This window comes from Streptococcus oralis subsp. tigurinus (assembly GCF_002093545.1).
Lineage (GTDB): Bacteria > Bacillota > Bacilli > Lactobacillales > Streptococcaceae > Streptococcus > Streptococcus oralis_C.
Map to the genome: position 1 here is coordinate 44319 of NZ_LNVF01000002.1, position 15236 is coordinate 59554.

12 protein-coding genes are annotated in these 15236 nt (G+C 43.3%); 10 read left to right on the forward strand and 2 right to left on the reverse strand.

Features of this window, described 5'->3' with window-relative positions; all coding sequences use genetic code 11:
• Positions 1–10: 10 nt before the first annotated feature.
• The 10 genes from dltA (at position 11) to ATE34_RS04270 (ending at position 12343) form a co-directional block, all read left to right on the forward strand.
• Entirely contained in the window at positions 11–1561 is a 1551-nt protein-coding gene (dltA, locus tag ATE34_RS04225) for a D-alanine--poly(phosphoribitol) ligase subunit DltA (RefSeq protein WP_084911156.1), read from the forward strand.
• Entirely contained in the window at positions 1558–2802 is a 1245-nt protein-coding gene (dltB, locus tag ATE34_RS04230; RefSeq protein ID WP_084911157.1) for a D-alanyl-lipoteichoic acid biosynthesis protein DltB, read from the forward strand. The genes dltA and dltB overlap by 4 nt, the downstream gene beginning before the upstream one ends.
• A 13-nt stretch (positions 2803–2815) precedes the next feature.
• Positions 2816–3055: a D-alanine--poly(phosphoribitol) ligase subunit DltC gene (dltC, locus tag ATE34_RS04235; protein ID WP_000351968.1), complete on the forward strand. Its 240-nt coding sequence runs from the start codon at positions 2816–2818 to the stop codon at positions 3053–3055.
• Positions 3048–4316, forward strand: coding sequence for a D-alanyl-lipoteichoic acid biosynthesis protein DltD (gene dltD / locus ATE34_RS04240; RefSeq protein ID WP_084911158.1), 1269 nt, complete (start codon positions 3048–3050; stop codon positions 4314–4316). The genes dltC and dltD overlap by 8 nt, the downstream gene beginning before the upstream one ends.
• A gap of 142 nt (positions 4317–4458) precedes the next feature.
• Positions 4459–6522, forward strand: a complete 2064-nt coding sequence (gene nt5e / locus ATE34_RS04245; protein ID WP_084911159.1) for a cell surface ecto-5'-nucleotidase Nt5e — start codon at positions 4459–4461, stop codon at positions 6520–6522.
• A 148-nt stretch (positions 6523–6670) separates the two neighbouring features.
• The gene (gene adcR / locus ATE34_RS04250) at positions 6671–7111 is read left to right on the forward strand and encodes a zinc-dependent transcriptional regulator AdcR (protein WP_001249328.1); all 441 of its coding nucleotides are present in this window, start codon (positions 6671–6673) and stop codon (positions 7109–7111) included.
• Entirely contained in the window at positions 7111–7815 is a 705-nt protein-coding gene (locus tag ATE34_RS04255; RefSeq protein WP_084911160.1) for a metal ABC transporter ATP-binding protein, read from the forward strand. The genes adcR and ATE34_RS04255 overlap by 1 nt, the downstream gene beginning before the upstream one ends.
• Positions 7808–8614, forward strand: a complete 807-nt coding sequence (locus tag ATE34_RS04260) for a metal ABC transporter permease (protein ID WP_084911161.1) — start codon at positions 7808–7810, stop codon at positions 8612–8614. Before ATE34_RS04255 ends, ATE34_RS04260 begins: the two co-directional genes overlap by 8 nt.
• Before the next feature lie 9 nt (positions 8615–8623).
• Positions 8624–10129, forward strand: a complete 1506-nt coding sequence (adcA, locus tag ATE34_RS04265; RefSeq protein ID WP_084911162.1) for a zinc ABC transporter substrate-binding lipoprotein AdcA — start codon at positions 8624–8626, stop codon at positions 10127–10129.
• 534 nt (positions 10130–10663) lie between these two features.
• Positions 10664–12343, forward strand: coding sequence for an alpha-L-fucosidase (locus tag ATE34_RS04270; protein WP_180382673.1), 1680 nt, complete (start codon positions 10664–10666; stop codon positions 12341–12343).
• Positions 12344–12379: 36 nt separating this feature from the next.
• Here the strand turns inward: ATE34_RS04270 and ATE34_RS04275 are convergent, their stop codons facing one another.
• Both ATE34_RS04275 and ATE34_RS04280 read right to left on the reverse strand, forming a co-directional pair.
• Positions 12380–14467, reverse strand: coding sequence for a GH92 family glycosyl hydrolase (locus ATE34_RS04275; RefSeq protein ID WP_084911164.1), 2088 nt, complete (start codon positions 14465–14467; stop codon positions 12380–12382).
• Positions 14468–14534: 67 nt separating this feature from the next.
• The gene (locus ATE34_RS04280) at positions 14535–15197 is read right to left on the reverse strand and encodes a Crp/Fnr family transcriptional regulator (RefSeq protein ID WP_084911165.1); all 663 of its coding nucleotides are present in this window, start codon (positions 15195–15197) and stop codon (positions 14535–14537) included.
• Between the last annotated feature and the right edge of the window lie 39 nt (positions 15198–15236).

Below are 15236 nucleotides of genomic sequence, written 5' to 3' on the forward strand. Positions count from 1 at the left end.
AAAAAGAACTGTGTCTAATAAACCGATAAAAGATATGATTGAAACGATTGAGCACTTTGCTCAAACACAGCCAACATATCCTGTCTACAATGTTTTAGGTCAAGAGCATACTTATGGCGATCTGAAGGCTGATTCAGATAGTTTAGCTGCAGCTATCGATCGACTTGACTTGCCTGAGAAATCTCCAGTCGTCGTTTTTGGTGGTCAGGAATATGAGATGTTGGCTACCTTTGTAGCGCTGACTAAGTCGGGTCATGCCTACATTCCAATTGACAGCCATTCAGCCTTGGAACGAGTTTCTGCTATCGTAGAAGTTGCAGAGCCAAGTTTGATTATTGCCATCTCAGATTTTCCATTGGAGCAAGTCTCTACGCAAATGATGACTCTAGCTCAGGTTCAAGAAGCCTTTTCTCAAGGGACTAGCTATGAAATCACGCATCCAGTCAAGGGTGATGATAACTACTACATTATCTTTACTTCTGGTACGACTGGTAAGCCAAAGGGAGTGCAGATTTCCCATGATAATCTCCTCAGCTTTACCAACTGGATGATTACAGATAAGGAATTTGCGACGCCAAGTCGTCCACAAATGCTGGCTCAGCCACCTTATTCATTTGACCTGTCTGTCATGTACTGGGCACCAACATTGGCACTAGGTGGTACGCTTTTCGCTCTTCCTTCAGTCATTACTCAGGATTTTAAAAAGCTCTTTACGACCATCTTTTCACTCCCAATTGCTATTTGGACCTCAACGCCTTCCTTTGCAGATATGGCCATGTTGTCAGAAGACTTTAACAGTGAGAAAATGCCAGGAATCACGCATTTCTACTTTGATGGTGAAGAATTGACGGTTAAAACGGCTCAAAAACTGCGCGAGCGATTCCCAAATGCTCGTATTATCAATGCCTACGGTCCAACAGAAGCGACAGTGGCTTTGTCAGCAGTTGCCGTCACTGATGAGATGTTGGCGACTCTCAAACGCCTGCCAATCGGCTATACCAAGGCTGATTCTCCAACCTTTATCATTGATGAGGAAGGTAAGAAAGTTCCAAATGGTGAGCAGGGAGAAATCATCGTTTCTGGGCCAGCTGTTTCAAAAGGCTATATGAATAATCCTGAAAAAACGGCAGAAGCTTTCTTTGAATTCGAAGGTCTTCCAGCCTACCATACAGGGGATGTAGGAACCATGACAGATGAGGGCTTGCTTCTCTATGGTGGACGCATGGATTTCCAGATTAAGTTTAATGGTTATCGCATTGAACTTGAAGATGTCTCTCAAAACCTCAATAAGTCTCGCTATATCGAGTCGGCTGTTGCTGTCCCACGTTATAACAAGGACCACAAGGTACAAAATCTACTGGCCTATGTCATCCTAAAGGACGGCGTTCGTGAACAGTTTGAACGTGATATCGATATTACCAAGGCTATCAAAGAAGACCTAGCAGATATCATGATGTCTTATATGATGCCGTCTAAGTTTCTCTATCGAGATAGTTTGCCGCTAACGCCTAATGGTAAAATTGATATCAAGGGCTTGATTAACGAGGTAAACAGTAGATGATGGAGCTTTATAAACAGCTACCTCATTTGGAACCTTATGGTGATCTTCAGTACTTTTTATACGTAATTGCTGCGACTTTACCTATCTTTATTGGTCTTTTTTTCAAGAAACGTTTTGCCTTGTACGAGGTGCTTGTTAGTTTCTTCTTTATCGTCACCATGTTGGTCGGTGGAAAGACCGATCAAATAAGTGCTCTTATCCTTTATGTTATCTGGCAAGTACTGCTTGTATTTTTCTACAAAAGGTATAGGAAACAACGGGATAGTAAATGGATATTTTACCTAGTTAGCTTTTTATCTCTATTGCCAATCGTCTTTGTGAAAGTATCTCCTGCTATTCATGGACCTCAATCTTTGTTTGGATTTTTAGGGATTTCTTACTTAACCTTTCGTGCTGTTGGGGTTATCGTTGAACTGAGAGACGGTGTCATCAAGGATTTAACCGTCTGGCAATTCTTACGTTTTCTTCTCTTTATGCCGACTTTCTCGAGTGGTCCCATTGATCGTTTTAAACGCTTCAATGAAAATTATGAGAGCATTCCTGAGCGGGATGAGCTGATGGATATGCTAGAAGAGGCTGTCAAGTATATCATGCTTGGCTTCCTCTACAAGTTTATCTTGGCTCACATTTTAGGAGAGACATTATTGCCTCCGCTGAAAAATTTGGCCTTGCAGACAGGTGGTTTCTTTAACCATTATGCTCTTGCAGTTATGTATACTTTCGGTTTAGAACTGTTTTTTGACTTTGCGGGCTACTCTATGTTTGCCTTAGCCATTTCAAACTTGATGGGCATTCATAGTCCGATAAACTTTAACAAGCCCTTTTTGTCAAGGGATTTAAAGGAGTTTTGGAATCGCTGGCACATGAGTCTGTCTTTCTGGTTCCGTGACTTTGTCTTTATGCGAATGGTCATGGTTCTGACTAGAAAGAAGGTCTTTAAGAATCGCAACGTCACTTCAAGTGTAGCCTATATTGTCAATATGCTGATTATGGGATTTTGGCATGGTGTGACCTGGTACTACATCGCCTACGGACTTTTTCATGGGATTGGACTGGTCATCAATGATGCTTGGGTTCGTAAGAAAAAAGCGCTCAATAAAGAACGAAAAAAAGCTGGAAAGGGTTCCTTACCTGAGAATCACTGGATTCAGTTGCTTGGCATGGTTGTCACCTTCCATGTCGTGATGGTTTCATTCTTAATCTTTTCTGGATTTTTGAATGATTTATGGTTTAAAAAATAAAAGGATATAAAAAATGGATATCAAATCAGAAGTTATTGAAATTATTGATGAGTTGTTTATGGAAGATGTTTCTGACATGATGGATGAAGATCTTTTTGATGCTGGTGTCTTGGATAGCATGGGGACGGTTGAATTGATTGTTGAGATTGAAAACCGTTTTGACATTCGTGTTCCAGTGACGGAGTTCGGTCGTGATGACTGGAATACGGCTAATAAAATCGTAGCAGGTATCACGGAGTTAAAGAATGCTTAAACGCTTGTGGCTGATCTTCGGTCCTATCTTCATTGCTGGATTTTTGGTTCTTCTACTCATCTTTTTTTATCCAAGTACAACAAGCCATAATCTGACGGAGGAGAAGTACTCGGCGGCTTCTGTTAGTACAGAGAGCTTTAAAGAGAGAAGCCAAAAAGTGAGGGCCTTTACGGAACCCAATATGCGTTTTATTCCTTTTCTAGGGTCAAGTGAATGGGTTCGGTTTGATAGTATGCATCCTGCTGTTTTAGCAGAAAAATACAATCGTCCCTATCGTCCTTATTTTCTAGGTCAGGCAGGAGCAACCTCTCTTATCCAATATTTTGGATTACAACAAATCTTGCCGGAAATAGAGAATAAGCAGGCGGTATTTGTGATTTCACCTCAGTGGTTTACGCAGTCAGACATTGATTCTTCAGCTTTTCAGAGCTATTTTAACAGCGATCAGTTGACAGCTTTTTTGGAAAATCAATCTGATGATACTGCGACTCAGCATGCAGCTATTCGTTTGTTAAAGCAGAATCCTAATGTTGCATTAAAAGGAATTGTTCAAAAGCTATCGAAGGGCGAGGAATTGTCAGAGGTTGATCAAGCTACTATTGATATCTTTGCACGATTCAACGAAAAACAATCCGCTCTCTTTGGACAATTTTCTATTCGAGGAAAACTCAAATACAAGGAACATGTGGAGAATTATTTAAAAGATCTTCCAGATCAGTTTTCGTATGATGAGTTGGAGAAAATCGCTCGTAAGGATGCAGAAGCAAATACGACCAATAACGATATGGGGATGGAAAATCAGTTTTATAATACTCGGGTGAAAAAAGATCTAAAAAAATGGGAGGGGTCTCAAAAAAATTATAGCTTCCTTAAGTCAACGGAGTACAATGATTTGCAGCTGGTCCTCAATCAATTTGCTAAGTCGAATGTCAATGTACTCTTTGTCATCCAGCCCGTTAACAAGAAGTGGATGGAGTACACAGGGCTCAGCGAAGAGATGTACCAGCATGCTGTGGAAAAAATTCGTTACCAATTAGAAAGTCAAGGTTTTACCAATATTGCCGATTTTTCAAAAAATGGAGGAGATCCATATTTTGTTAAGGATACCATTCATCTAGGATGGTTGGGTTGGCTGGCTTTTGATAAGGTTGTCAATCCTTTCTTGACGGATCCGAAACCAGCTCCAGACTACAAGATGAATGACCGCTTCTTTAGCAAGGACTGGGCGACCTATGATGGGAAGATCAAAGATTTCCAATAAAATGAGCTAAAAGTTTGGGATTTGAACCCAAGCTTTTTTGTTTAAATGGCGAATATTTAAGATGCAATTAGGTCAAAAGTTTCAAAATTTTTAGAAATAGCGTATAATATAAAAGAGAAAAAGAAAAGAAAAGGATTTCAAAATGAATAAACGTTCTTTGTTACCTGTCTTGTCGACAGCCCTGTTAGCTCCAGCCTTCTTAGCTGGACAAGTCTATGCTGAAGAAGCAACAACTCCTGCAGAAAGTTCAGCTGTTGTAGCGACTCCAGCTCCGTCGGCGACTCCAGCTCCTGTGTCGAACCCTTCAGCGCCAGCAACTCCAACAAATGAGGTAGAGACTCCTGCAAACGTTGCACCTGCAGAAGCTCCGTCAGCTCCTGCTGAATCTACTAAAGGCGAAGAAAAGGACACTGTTATCTTACACACCAATGATGTCCATGGTCGTATTGTAGAGGAAAAGGGAGTAATTGGTGATGCTAAGTTAGCGACTGTCATTGAGCAGGAACGCGCGAAATCAAATCAAACGACTCTCGTCGTAGATGCGGGAGACGCCTTCCAAGGTTTACCGATTTCCAACTCTACAAAGGGTGAAGCACGCGCTGAAATTCTTAATCAGATGCAGTATGATGCCATGGCAGTAGGAAATCATGAGTTTGACTTTGGTTTAGACGAAGCTAAGAAATACAAGGAAATCTTGAAATTCCCATTACTTAGCTCAAATACCTACGTCAATGGTGCTCGTCTCTTTGAAGCTTCTACAATCGTTGATAAAGATAAGACTGTGGAAGGTGATGAGTTTGTTGTAATCGGCGTGACAACACCTGAAACAGCTACCAAAACTCACCCTAAAAATGTCAAGGGGGTAACTTTTACAGATCCAATCTCTGAAGTCAATAAGGTTATTGAAGAAGTTCAAGCCAAGGCTCGTGCAGAAGGTAAGGACTACAAACACTATGTTGTGCTGGCTCACTTGGGTGTGGATACCACAACCCCAGTCGAATGGCGTGGTTCAACCTTGGCAGAAGCCTTGTCTAAAAATCCTCGTTTGAAAGGGAAACGCGTAACAGTAATCGACGGTCACTCTCATACAGTAGAATCAACGACTTATGGAGACAATGTTACCTATAACCAGACAGGAAGCTACCTTCATAATGTAGGGAAAATCACCTATAAATCACGTCAGCTTTTGGGCAATCCAACTCAGATTCCGGCTGCTGATGCTAAAAAATTACCAGCCAATCCAACAGTTGAAAAACTAGTCAAAGACATTAAACAAAAATACGATGCTGAAAATGCGATTGAGATTGTTTCAAACAGCCCTGTAGAACTAAACGGTGATCGTGAAAATGTTCGGGTCCGTGAAACCAACCTCGGAAACGTCGTGGCAGACTCGCTCTATCAGTATGGTCAAACAGGATTTAGCCATCCGACAGACATCGCTGTGACAAATGGTGGTGGCTTGCGTGAAACCATTGCAAAAGGCAAACCAATCACTAAAGGAAATGTCATTGCTGTTCTTCCATTTGGAAATACCATCTCACAAATCCAAGTGACTGGGCAACAAGTTTTGGATATGTTTGAAAAGTCACTCGGCTCTATCTTGCAGGTAGATAAGGATGGCAAGAAGGTCTTGGATGAGAACGGGCAACCATTGTTAGAGCCAAGTGGTGGTTTCTTGCAAGTTTCAGGTGTGAAGGTCTACTATGATACCAACCTACCATCAGGAAAACGTGTCTTGGCCATCCAGGTCAAAAACCGCACGACTGGTCGTTATGATCTCCTAGACCTCGCAAAAACCTACTATCTTGCAACCAATGATTTCCTAGCTGCGGGTGGTGATGGTTACACTATGTTAGGTGGCGCGCGAGAAGAAGGTCCTTCTATGGATGCTGCCTTTGAAGAGTATCTGAAAACCGCTGATTTGACCCAGTACGAAAAGATTAATCCGAACTCACGGACGATTTCTGTGGATTCTAAAAACTTTAGTCTACCAGTAGAAACGCCTCAAACGAATGCGGCTGCTAACGATGCGACTACAAATGTGCCATTGACTTATGAGGTGGCAAGTCAATTTAGCAAGAAGGCAGTTGTCTCAGAAAAAGCCCTTCCAAATACAGGAAGCGAACAGTCCATCTTCTTGCTCTTGATGGGAATGGTAGCTGGTTTGGCAGGGATCTTATCGAGTCGAAAACCAAAGCTAAAATAGGTTAAATTTCACATCTAGAAGAGTCTAGGGAAACGTTTTTACGCCTTTTTCCCTTGACTCTTTTTTGGTTTATGATATAATTAACCAGTAAAGAATCGGTGGCTATCTCTATTTTTTACGAAAAAGATAGCTAGGGGAGGAGTAACACATGAGACAGCTTGCACAGGAAATCGATAACTTTTTAAACGAGGTGATCTTGAGATCTGAGAACCAGCATGAAATTCTGATCGGGCATTGCACGAGTGACGTAGCCTTGACCAATACTCAGGAACACATCCTCATGCTCTTGTCCGAAGAATCCCTAACCAACTCGGAGTTGGCCCGTCGCCTCAATGTCAGTCAGGCGGCAGTGACCAAGGCTATCAAGTCTTTAGTCAAAGAAGGCATGTTAGAGACATCGAGAGATCCAAAGGATGCGCGTGTGATTTTTTATCAACTGACAGAGCTGGCTCGACCAGTGGCAGAGGAACACCACCATCATCATGAACACACGCTCTTAGCCTATGAACAAGTGGCAAGTCAGTTTACTCCAAATGAACAAGAAGTTATCCAGCGGTTTTTAACTGCTTTAGTAGGAGAAATCAAATAATGCGGTATATTACAGTAGAGGACTTGTCTTTCTATTATGACAAGGAACCTGTCCTCGAGCATATCAACTATAGTGTTGATAGTGGGGAGTTTGTCACCCTGACTGGTGAAAATGGGGCTGCCAAGACGACGCTTATCAAGGCGAGTCTGGGCATCTTGCAGCCGAGACTTGGCAAGGTAACCATCTCAAAGACAAACACTCATGGTAAAAAGCTTAGGATAGCTTATCTTCCTCAGCAGATTGCCAGTTTTAATGCTGGTTTTCCAAGTACAGTTTATGAATTTGTCAAGTCGGGTCGCTATCCGCGAAAGGGCTGGTTCCGTCGTTTGAATGCCCACGATGAGGAGCATATCAAGGCCAGTCTAGACTCAGTTGGTATGTGGGAACACCGTGATAAACGAATTGGCTCCCTCTCTGGTGGGCAAAAGCAACGAGCGGTGATTGCACGGATGTTTGCTTCTGACCCAGATATCTTTGTCTTGGATGAGCCGACGACAGGGATGGATGCTGGAAGCAAAAATGAATTTTACGAACTCATGCACCACAGCGCTCATCATCATGGCAAGGCCGTTTTGATGATTACCCATGATCCTGAGGAGGTTAAGGACTATGCGGATCGCAATATTCATCTAGTCCGTAACCAAGACTCGCCATGGCGTTGTTTCAACGTTCACGAAAGCGACCAGGAGGTGGAACATGCTTAGTTTGTTATCTTATGACTTCATGCAGCGTGCCTTCTTAGCGGTCATTGCCATGAGTCTCTTTTCTCCAGTTCTTGGAACCTTCCTTATCTTACGTCGTCAGAGTCTCATGAGCGATACCCTCAGTCACGTTTCTCTATCAGGGGTAGCCTTTGGTCTGGTTTTGGGGATTTCTCCAACTATTTCGACTATTGTCATTGTCTTGATAGCTGCGGTCTTTCTGGAGTATCTCCGGACAGTCTATAAGAACTTTATGGAAATAGGAACTGCCATCCTCATGTCAACAGGGCTTGCAGTCTCCCTTATTGTGATGAGTAAGGGGAAAAGTTCGAGTTCCATGAGTTTGGACCAATATCTCTTTGGTTCGATTGTGACCATTAGCCAGGAGCAGGTGATTTTCCTCTTTGCCATTGCTACAGTCGTTTTACTCTTGACTTTCTTATTTTTGCGACCAATGTACATCCTTACTTTTGATGAGGACACGGCCTTTGTAGATGGACTTCCAGTTCGTACCATGTCCATTCTTTTTAACATGGTGACAGGGGTGGCCATTGCCCTTATGATTCCAGCAGCAGGAGCCCTTTTGGTGTCGACTATTATGGTCTTGCCAGCTAGTATTGCCCTTCGTTTGGGGAAAAACTTTAAATCCGTTATGTTACTAGCCAGCGCTATTGGTTTTTTGGGAATGGTGGCAGGACTCTACATTTCCTACTACGCAGAAACACCTGCCAGCGCTAGTATCACCATTATCTTTGTAGCTGTCTTTTTGTTAGTCAGTCTACTGAAACGCTTTATCAAATAGGAGAATGAAATGAAAAAAATTAGCTTACTACTGGCTAGTCTATGTGCTCTGTTTTTAGTGGCTTGTTCCAATCAAAAACAGGCAGATGGGAAACTCAATATCGTGACAACCTTTTACCCTGTCTACGAATTTACCAAGCAAGTCGCAGGAGATACTGCTAATGTAGAACTTCTAATCGGTGCTGGTACAGAACCTCACGAATATGAACCGTCTGCCAAGGCAGTTGCTAAAATCCAAGATGCAGATACCTTTGTCTATGAAAATGAAAACATGGAAACTTGGGTTCCTAAATTGCTAGAATCCTTGGATAAGAAAAAGGTGAAAACCATCAAGGCGACAGGTGATATGCTCCTCTTGCCAGGTGGTGAGGAAGAAGAGGAAGGGCATGATCATGGCGGTGAGGGTCACCATCACGACTACGATCCCCACGTTTGGCTTTCACCAGCACGCGCCATCAAACTGGTAGAGCATATCCGTGACAGCTTGTCAGCAGATTATCCTGATAAAAAAGAGACTTTTGAGAAGAATGCGGCTGCCTATATTGAAAAATTGCAAGCCTTGGATAAGGCCTACACAGCTGGTCTCTCTCAAGCCAAACAAAAGAGCTTTGTGACCCAGCACGCTGCCTTTAACTACCTTGCCTTGGACTACGGCCTTAAGCAAGTATCCATCTCAGGTCTCTCACCAGATGCAGAGCCATCGGCAGCACGTTTGGCAGAATTGACAGAGTATATCAAGAAAAACAAGATTTCTTATATCTACTTTGAAGAAAATGCCTCACAAGCCCTCGCCAATACACTCTCAAAAGAAACAGGTGTCAAATTAGACGTGCTCAATCCGCTAGAAAGTCTGACAGAAGAAGCAACCAAGGCCGGTGAGGACTACATCTCCGTGATGGAGAAAAACCTCAAGGCTTTGAAGCAGACAACGGACCAAGAAGGACCAGAAATCGAGCCAGAGAAGGAAGAAAATACCAAGACAGTTCACAATGGTTACTTTGAGGATGCAGATGTCAAAGACCGCACCTTAAGTGACTATACTGGCAACTGGCAGTCAGTTTATCCTTTCCTTGAGGATGGAACCTTCGATCAAGTTTTTGACTACAAGGCTAAGTTGACTGGCAAGATGACAAAGGATGAGTACAAGGCCTACTATCAAAAAGGTTATCAGACAGATGTGACTAAGATCAACATTACGGATAATACTATGGAATTTGTTCAAGGTGGCCAAAGCAAGAAATTCACCTACAAGTATGTCGGTAAGAAAATTTTGACTTATAAGAAAGGCAATCGTGGTGTGCGCTTCCTCTTTGAAGCGACAGATGCGGACGCTGGACAGTTCAAGTACGTTCAGTTTAGTGATCACAATATTGCCCCAGTTAAGGCAGAACATTTCCATATCTTCTTTGGAGGTACCAGCCAAGAAGCCCTCTTTGAAGAGATGGATAACTGGCCAACCTACTACCCAGATAACTTATCTGGACAAGAAATCGCCCAAGAAATGTTGGCGCATTGATGCAAGAGAAGATCCCGCAAATCTGCGGGATTTTTTGCTGGAAATGATTAGGTTGTTAGGTATTATAGTACATAGCTGTGCTGTTCACAATGTGATAAAGCAGTCATTTTTTGCTTAGTAGACTTTGGCTGATTCTAACTAGCTGGCAAATACAAAAGCTACGATTGTACAAATTATAGAATCTTTTCAGGGGATTTAGGAAGAAATCTTAGTCATATTGACGCTACTATCGCTTTTTGTTATAGTCAAGGAGAGAGCGGTCTGGAACAATAGTTTATTCACAGCCTGTGGATAAGTCCAGGGGAAAATAACATACAACTCTGGGTGTTGAAGTATCCTGATAATAGTTCCGTATATTAGTGACTTGCTAGAGAGCTGGCAGAAACCCTGGTACAAAACTATTTGATAAAGGTCTGTTTAGGGTGAAAGCTTCCAAGTCTAAGAGCTGGAGTCTGAAAAGACTAGTTTTTAGGTATGTTTTCTTATCCACAAGTTGTGGATAACTTTGTGAACAAGAGAAAGAGATATGAGATGATGACGAACATAAAACCACATAGGCCATTACCAAGTCAGGCCCAGCTGGATTATTTAGAGGATGAACTAGCTGCCTTTATCCATTTTGGCCCCAATACCTTTTATGACCAAGAATGGGGAAGTGGGCAAGAGGATCCTATGCGTTTTAACCCGACCAAGTTAGATGCGCGTGAATGGGTTCTGGTACTCAAAGAAACAGGTTTTAAAAAACTGATTTTTGTGATCAAGCACCATGATGGTTTTGTCCTCTACCCGACAGCTTATACAGACTATTCGGTCAAGGCTAGCCCTTGGAGGGGTGGAAAGGGGGACTTGCTCCTTGAGGTTTCCAAAGCTGCGACTGAGTTTGACATGGACATGGGAGTGTATTTGTCTCCTTGGGATGCTCACAGTCCCCTCTATCATGTGGACCGAGAAGCGGACTACAATGGCTACTATCTGGCTCAGTTGAAGGAAATCTTGTCAAATTCTGCCTATGGCAATGCCGGTAAGTTCTCTGAGGTGTGGATGGATGGTGCTCGAGGGGAAGGGGCCCAGAAGGTCAACTATGAGTTTGAGACCTGGTTTGAAACCATTCGTGACTTGCAGGGCGATTGTTTGATTTTCTCAACTGAGGGAACTAGTATTCGCTGGATTGGCAATGAACGGGGCTATGCAGGGGATCCCTTGTGGCAAAAAGTCAAGCCCGATCAGTTGGGGACCGAGGCGGAATTAGATTATCTACAGCACGGTGATCCCTCGGGTACGTTGTTTTCAATCGGTGAGGCAGATGTTTCCCTTCGGCCGGGTTGGTTTTACCATGAGGATCAGGATTCCAAGTCTCTTGAGGAATTGGTCGAAATCTACTTTCACTCAGTGGGGCGGGGAACCCCTCTCTTGCTCAATATTCCGCCTAATAAAGATGGCCTCTTTGACGAAAAGGATATCCAGCGTCTCTATGAATTTGCTGCCTATCGTGACGAGCTCTATAAAGAAGATTTGGCTCTGGGAGCCAAGATATCTGGTCCGGCTCTATCACCAGACTTTGCCTGTTCTCACCTGACAGATGGACGGAAGACCAGTTCATGGGCAAGTGATGCAGAACTGCCAATTCAGTTAGAGCTCGATTTAGAGTCACCTAAAACTTTTGATGTGATCGAGCTGAGGGAAGATTTGGAGCTAGGACAATGCATCGCTGCTTTCCATGTTCAGGTAGAGTTGGAGGGTGTCTGGCAGGAGTTTGGAACAGGATTTACAGTAGGCTATAAACGCCTTTTGCGCGGATCCATGGTAGAGGCTCAGAAGGTGCGTGTAATCATCACAGAGGCACAGGATTTTCCAGTATTAACTAAGATTTCACTTTATAAAACACCTAGCTTGTCAAAAAAAGAAGCTGTTCAGCAACTGGAGTTTTCAGAAAAAAGTCTCGCTGTGACCAAGGGAGAAAATGCTTATTTTACAGTCAAGCGCAGAGAATGTAGTGGCCCTTTAGAAGCTAAGATTTCAATTCAACCAGGGACGGGTGTGCATGGTGTCGCTTATCAGGATGAGATTCAAGTTATTGAGTTTCAAGCTGGCGAGACTGAAAAAAGGTTGACGCTTCCAACCTTGTATTTCGCAGGAGATAAAACCTTGGATTTCTATCTGAACCTAATGGTGGATGGTCAGCTTGTGGATCAACTTCAAGTCCAAGTTTCATAAAAGAAGAACCTTTGCGCGATGCAAAGGTTCTTTTGGTTATGAGTGATTTGGTAGCCAGCTGAGGGTGAAGGTCAGTTGTTCAGCTTTTAAGAGGTCTTGGTGTTGGATGCTAGATACAGAGGTCTTGTCCAATCGACACTCTTTGACAAAGTTAAAATGGCTGTAGTTTTGCTCGGCATGGATATCTAACCATTTATTTTCCTTAGCTAGGTAGACACGCAGATGGTCAAAGAGAGGGATTCCGAGGTCGTAGCTGGGTTTGCCTGGACAGGTCGGGTAGAATCCAAGAGCCGACCAGATGTACCAAGCAGAGAGACTACCGTTGTCCTCATCGCCAGGATAGGCTTGCCAACTTGGGTGAAAGGCTTTCTGACGTATCGACTTTATGAGAAGAGCAGTGTAGTCTGGGTAGTTGCTGTAGCGAAAGAGATAAGGGATGTGGAAGCTAGGCTGGTTGGAAATGGCGACTTGTCCAAAAGGAGCAGTAGCCATCTCGCTCATCTCATGAATCTCGTAACCATAGCCAGTCGTCTCAAAGAGTGGAGCATCCTGACAGGCTTTCAATAGATAATTGCTGAAGGCTTCTTTTCCACCCATCAGTTGGATTAAGCCAGGGATGTCGTGTAGAATGCCTAAAGTCGCTTGAATGGCAGAGCATTCGGCGTAGTCGCGTCCCCAACTATAAGGAGAGAAGTCGGGGCGGAAGTTGCCTTGGCTATCTCGCGCACGCATGTAGCCCGTCGCATTGTCAAATAGATGGCGGTAATTTTGTGACGAAATTCTATAAGTTTCCGCGATGTCATTCTGATCAAGCTTTTCGGCACAGCTAGCGATACAAAAGTCACTATAGGCATAATCAAGGGTGTGACTGACGCTTTCGTGGTGATTGGTAGAGAGATAACCTAATTCTTGGTATTGGGCTAGTCCGTGACGACCATTGATGCCCAGAGGGGCGGACTTAGTGGCTGTTTCAAGTATGGCCTGAAGGAGTTCTTTTTCTAGGTCGGGAGCCATGTCCTTGCAGGCGCTGTCTGCGATAATGCCATCTAGCAGAGTACCAGGCATCATACCACGTTCGTCTGGAGCCAGCCATTTTGGAAGGAATCCAGTATCGCGGTAGCTATTGAGGAAACCTTCTAAAAAGCGGTGATAGTGTTCTGGTATGATAAGAGCAAAGAGGGGGAAGGTGGTGCGAAAGGTATCCCAGAAACCATTGTTGCTAAAGAGGACGCCGGGCTTGACAGTACCAGTAGCCAGGTCCATATGGATGGCTTGCCCTGATTCATCAACCTCATAAAAAGTCTGCGGGAAGAGAAAGAGTCTGTAAAGGCAGTGATCAAAGAAGGTTCGGTCAGCTTCTCCTGTCTCCATAATATCAAAACGATGGAGGAGGTTTTTCCAGTCCGCTTTCGCATTTGCTTTACAGCTATCAAAGTCCGTTTGAGGTAGATTAAGCAGAGCTTGAGAAGGAGAGATGAAAGAAGTTGCTAGCTGGATTTCAGCATGACTATCTGTCAGGTCAATTCGCCAGTCTCCACTTTCTTGGCTGACAGCAAGAATATCCGTATTCATTTGTATAGCAGTAAAGAGTATCAGAGGACTTTTATTGGTCTCTGTTTTACCTTCTTGTCGTAGGGCCAGAGTCCGCTTATCTACTTGCTCCACTGTCAGTTCATCTGCTGCGTGAAGATAGAGGGCGAGGGCTTTGCCTTGCTTTTGCTCCAAACGAATAGAAGCGCCATAGCAAGTCGGTGTCAGTTGGCTTTCAATCTGATAGCGCAGAGAAAAGAGCTTCAAATAGTGAGGCTGGAAGCAAGCTTTATCTATATCATAAGATGACTGGCGGTGAAAGAGACTGTCTCCCCCAAGCTGACCTGTGACAGGTGTCAGAAGGAGCCATGAGTAGTCCCCAATCCAAGGGCTGGGCTGGTGGGTTAAGCGAATCCCCTGAAAGATGGGCAGATGCGGATCGAAGAACCAAGCTCCCTCCTGATCGCTGGTCTGGGGAACAAAATAATTCATCCCAAAAGGAACGCCCGTGTAGGGCAGGGTATTTCCTCGAGAAAAGGCATGCTTGCTAGCAGTCCCAAAGCGGGTATCGATGGTCTCAAGTAGTGGTTTCATGATTATCTCTTTGTAAACGTTTTATATTTTATATAGTATAACATGAAATGAACAAAAAAGCTTCAGATCAATATAAATTCCTTAAAGCTTGATCATCTATGATATGAATGGTACGACGAACTTTTCGAATATAGTGATGTTCTTCAAAAATCTTAAATTTTCGCGAAATGGTTTCGGGTCTCGTTCCAAGGTAACTGGCAAGTTCCTTTTCTGAAATTGGCAAAGTGAAGGTGAGTTTAGGATTGTCACTTTTTTCGGTAAGATGAATAAGATAGCAAGCTAGGCGTTGTTCTATTTTTTCAAGGGCCAATAAGGTGACTTGTTCTTCCGTCTGAATTGCTTTTCTGGCATTGAGACGTAGAAGTTGCCAACTAAAATGTGGAAAGCTCTGGAGAAGGTATTGAAAATCCTTTTTATAAATGACACAGACTTCTGTAGAGACCAAGGCTTCTCCGTAGAGATCCTGATTATTCTCTTCAAAGAGATAGTTTTCTCCTTCGTAATTTCCTTTGCCAACGATACGGATGCATTGCTCGGTTCCATCATTAGTCAGACGATAGACCTTAAATTGTCCTCTATTAACAATGATTAAGGTTTCCTCATCAAAGGGTGAGAAAATTAACTCGCCCTTTTTAAATTTCTTATGGTGAAACAGACTTTGGATACCCTGAAGTTCATCACGGGAGAGGGAGCTAAAAAGGGGAACGGTATAAAAGCATGGTTGGGACATAGAAACTCCTAATTTTGAAGAAATTTATAGAAACTTGAC

Coding starts and splice junctions, on each gene's coding strand:
- dltB (WP_084911157.1), top strand. CDS start 1,558: ATGATGGAGCTTTATAAACAGCTACCTCATTTGGAACCTTATGGTGAT.
- dltC (WP_000351968.1), top strand. CDS start 2,816: ATGGATATCAAATCAGAAGTTATTGAAATTATTGATGAGTTGTTTATG.
- dltD (WP_084911158.1), top strand. CDS start 3,048: ATGCTTAAACGCTTGTGGCTGATCTTCGGTCCTATCTTCATTGCTGGA.
- nt5e (WP_084911159.1), top strand. CDS start 4,459: ATGAATAAACGTTCTTTGTTACCTGTCTTGTCGACAGCCCTGTTAGCT.
- adcR (WP_001249328.1), top strand. CDS start 6,671: ATGAGACAGCTTGCACAGGAAATCGATAACTTTTTAAACGAGGTGATC.
- ATE34_RS04255 (WP_084911160.1), top strand. CDS start 7,111: ATGCGGTATATTACAGTAGAGGACTTGTCTTTCTATTATGACAAGGAA.
- ATE34_RS04260 (WP_084911161.1), top strand. CDS start 7,808: ATGCTTAGTTTGTTATCTTATGACTTCATGCAGCGTGCCTTCTTAGCG.
- adcA (WP_084911162.1), top strand. CDS start 8,624: ATGAAAAAAATTAGCTTACTACTGGCTAGTCTATGTGCTCTGTTTTTA.
- ATE34_RS04270 (WP_180382673.1), top strand. CDS start 10,664: ATGACGAACATAAAACCACATAGGCCATTACCAAGTCAGGCCCAGCTG.
- ATE34_RS04275 (WP_084911164.1), bottom strand. CDS start 14,467: ATGAAACCACTACTTGAGACCATCGATACCCGCTTTGGGACTGCTAGC.
- ATE34_RS04280 (WP_084911165.1), bottom strand. CDS start 15,197: ATGTCCCAACCATGCTTTTATACCGTTCCCCTTTTTAGCTCCCTCTCC.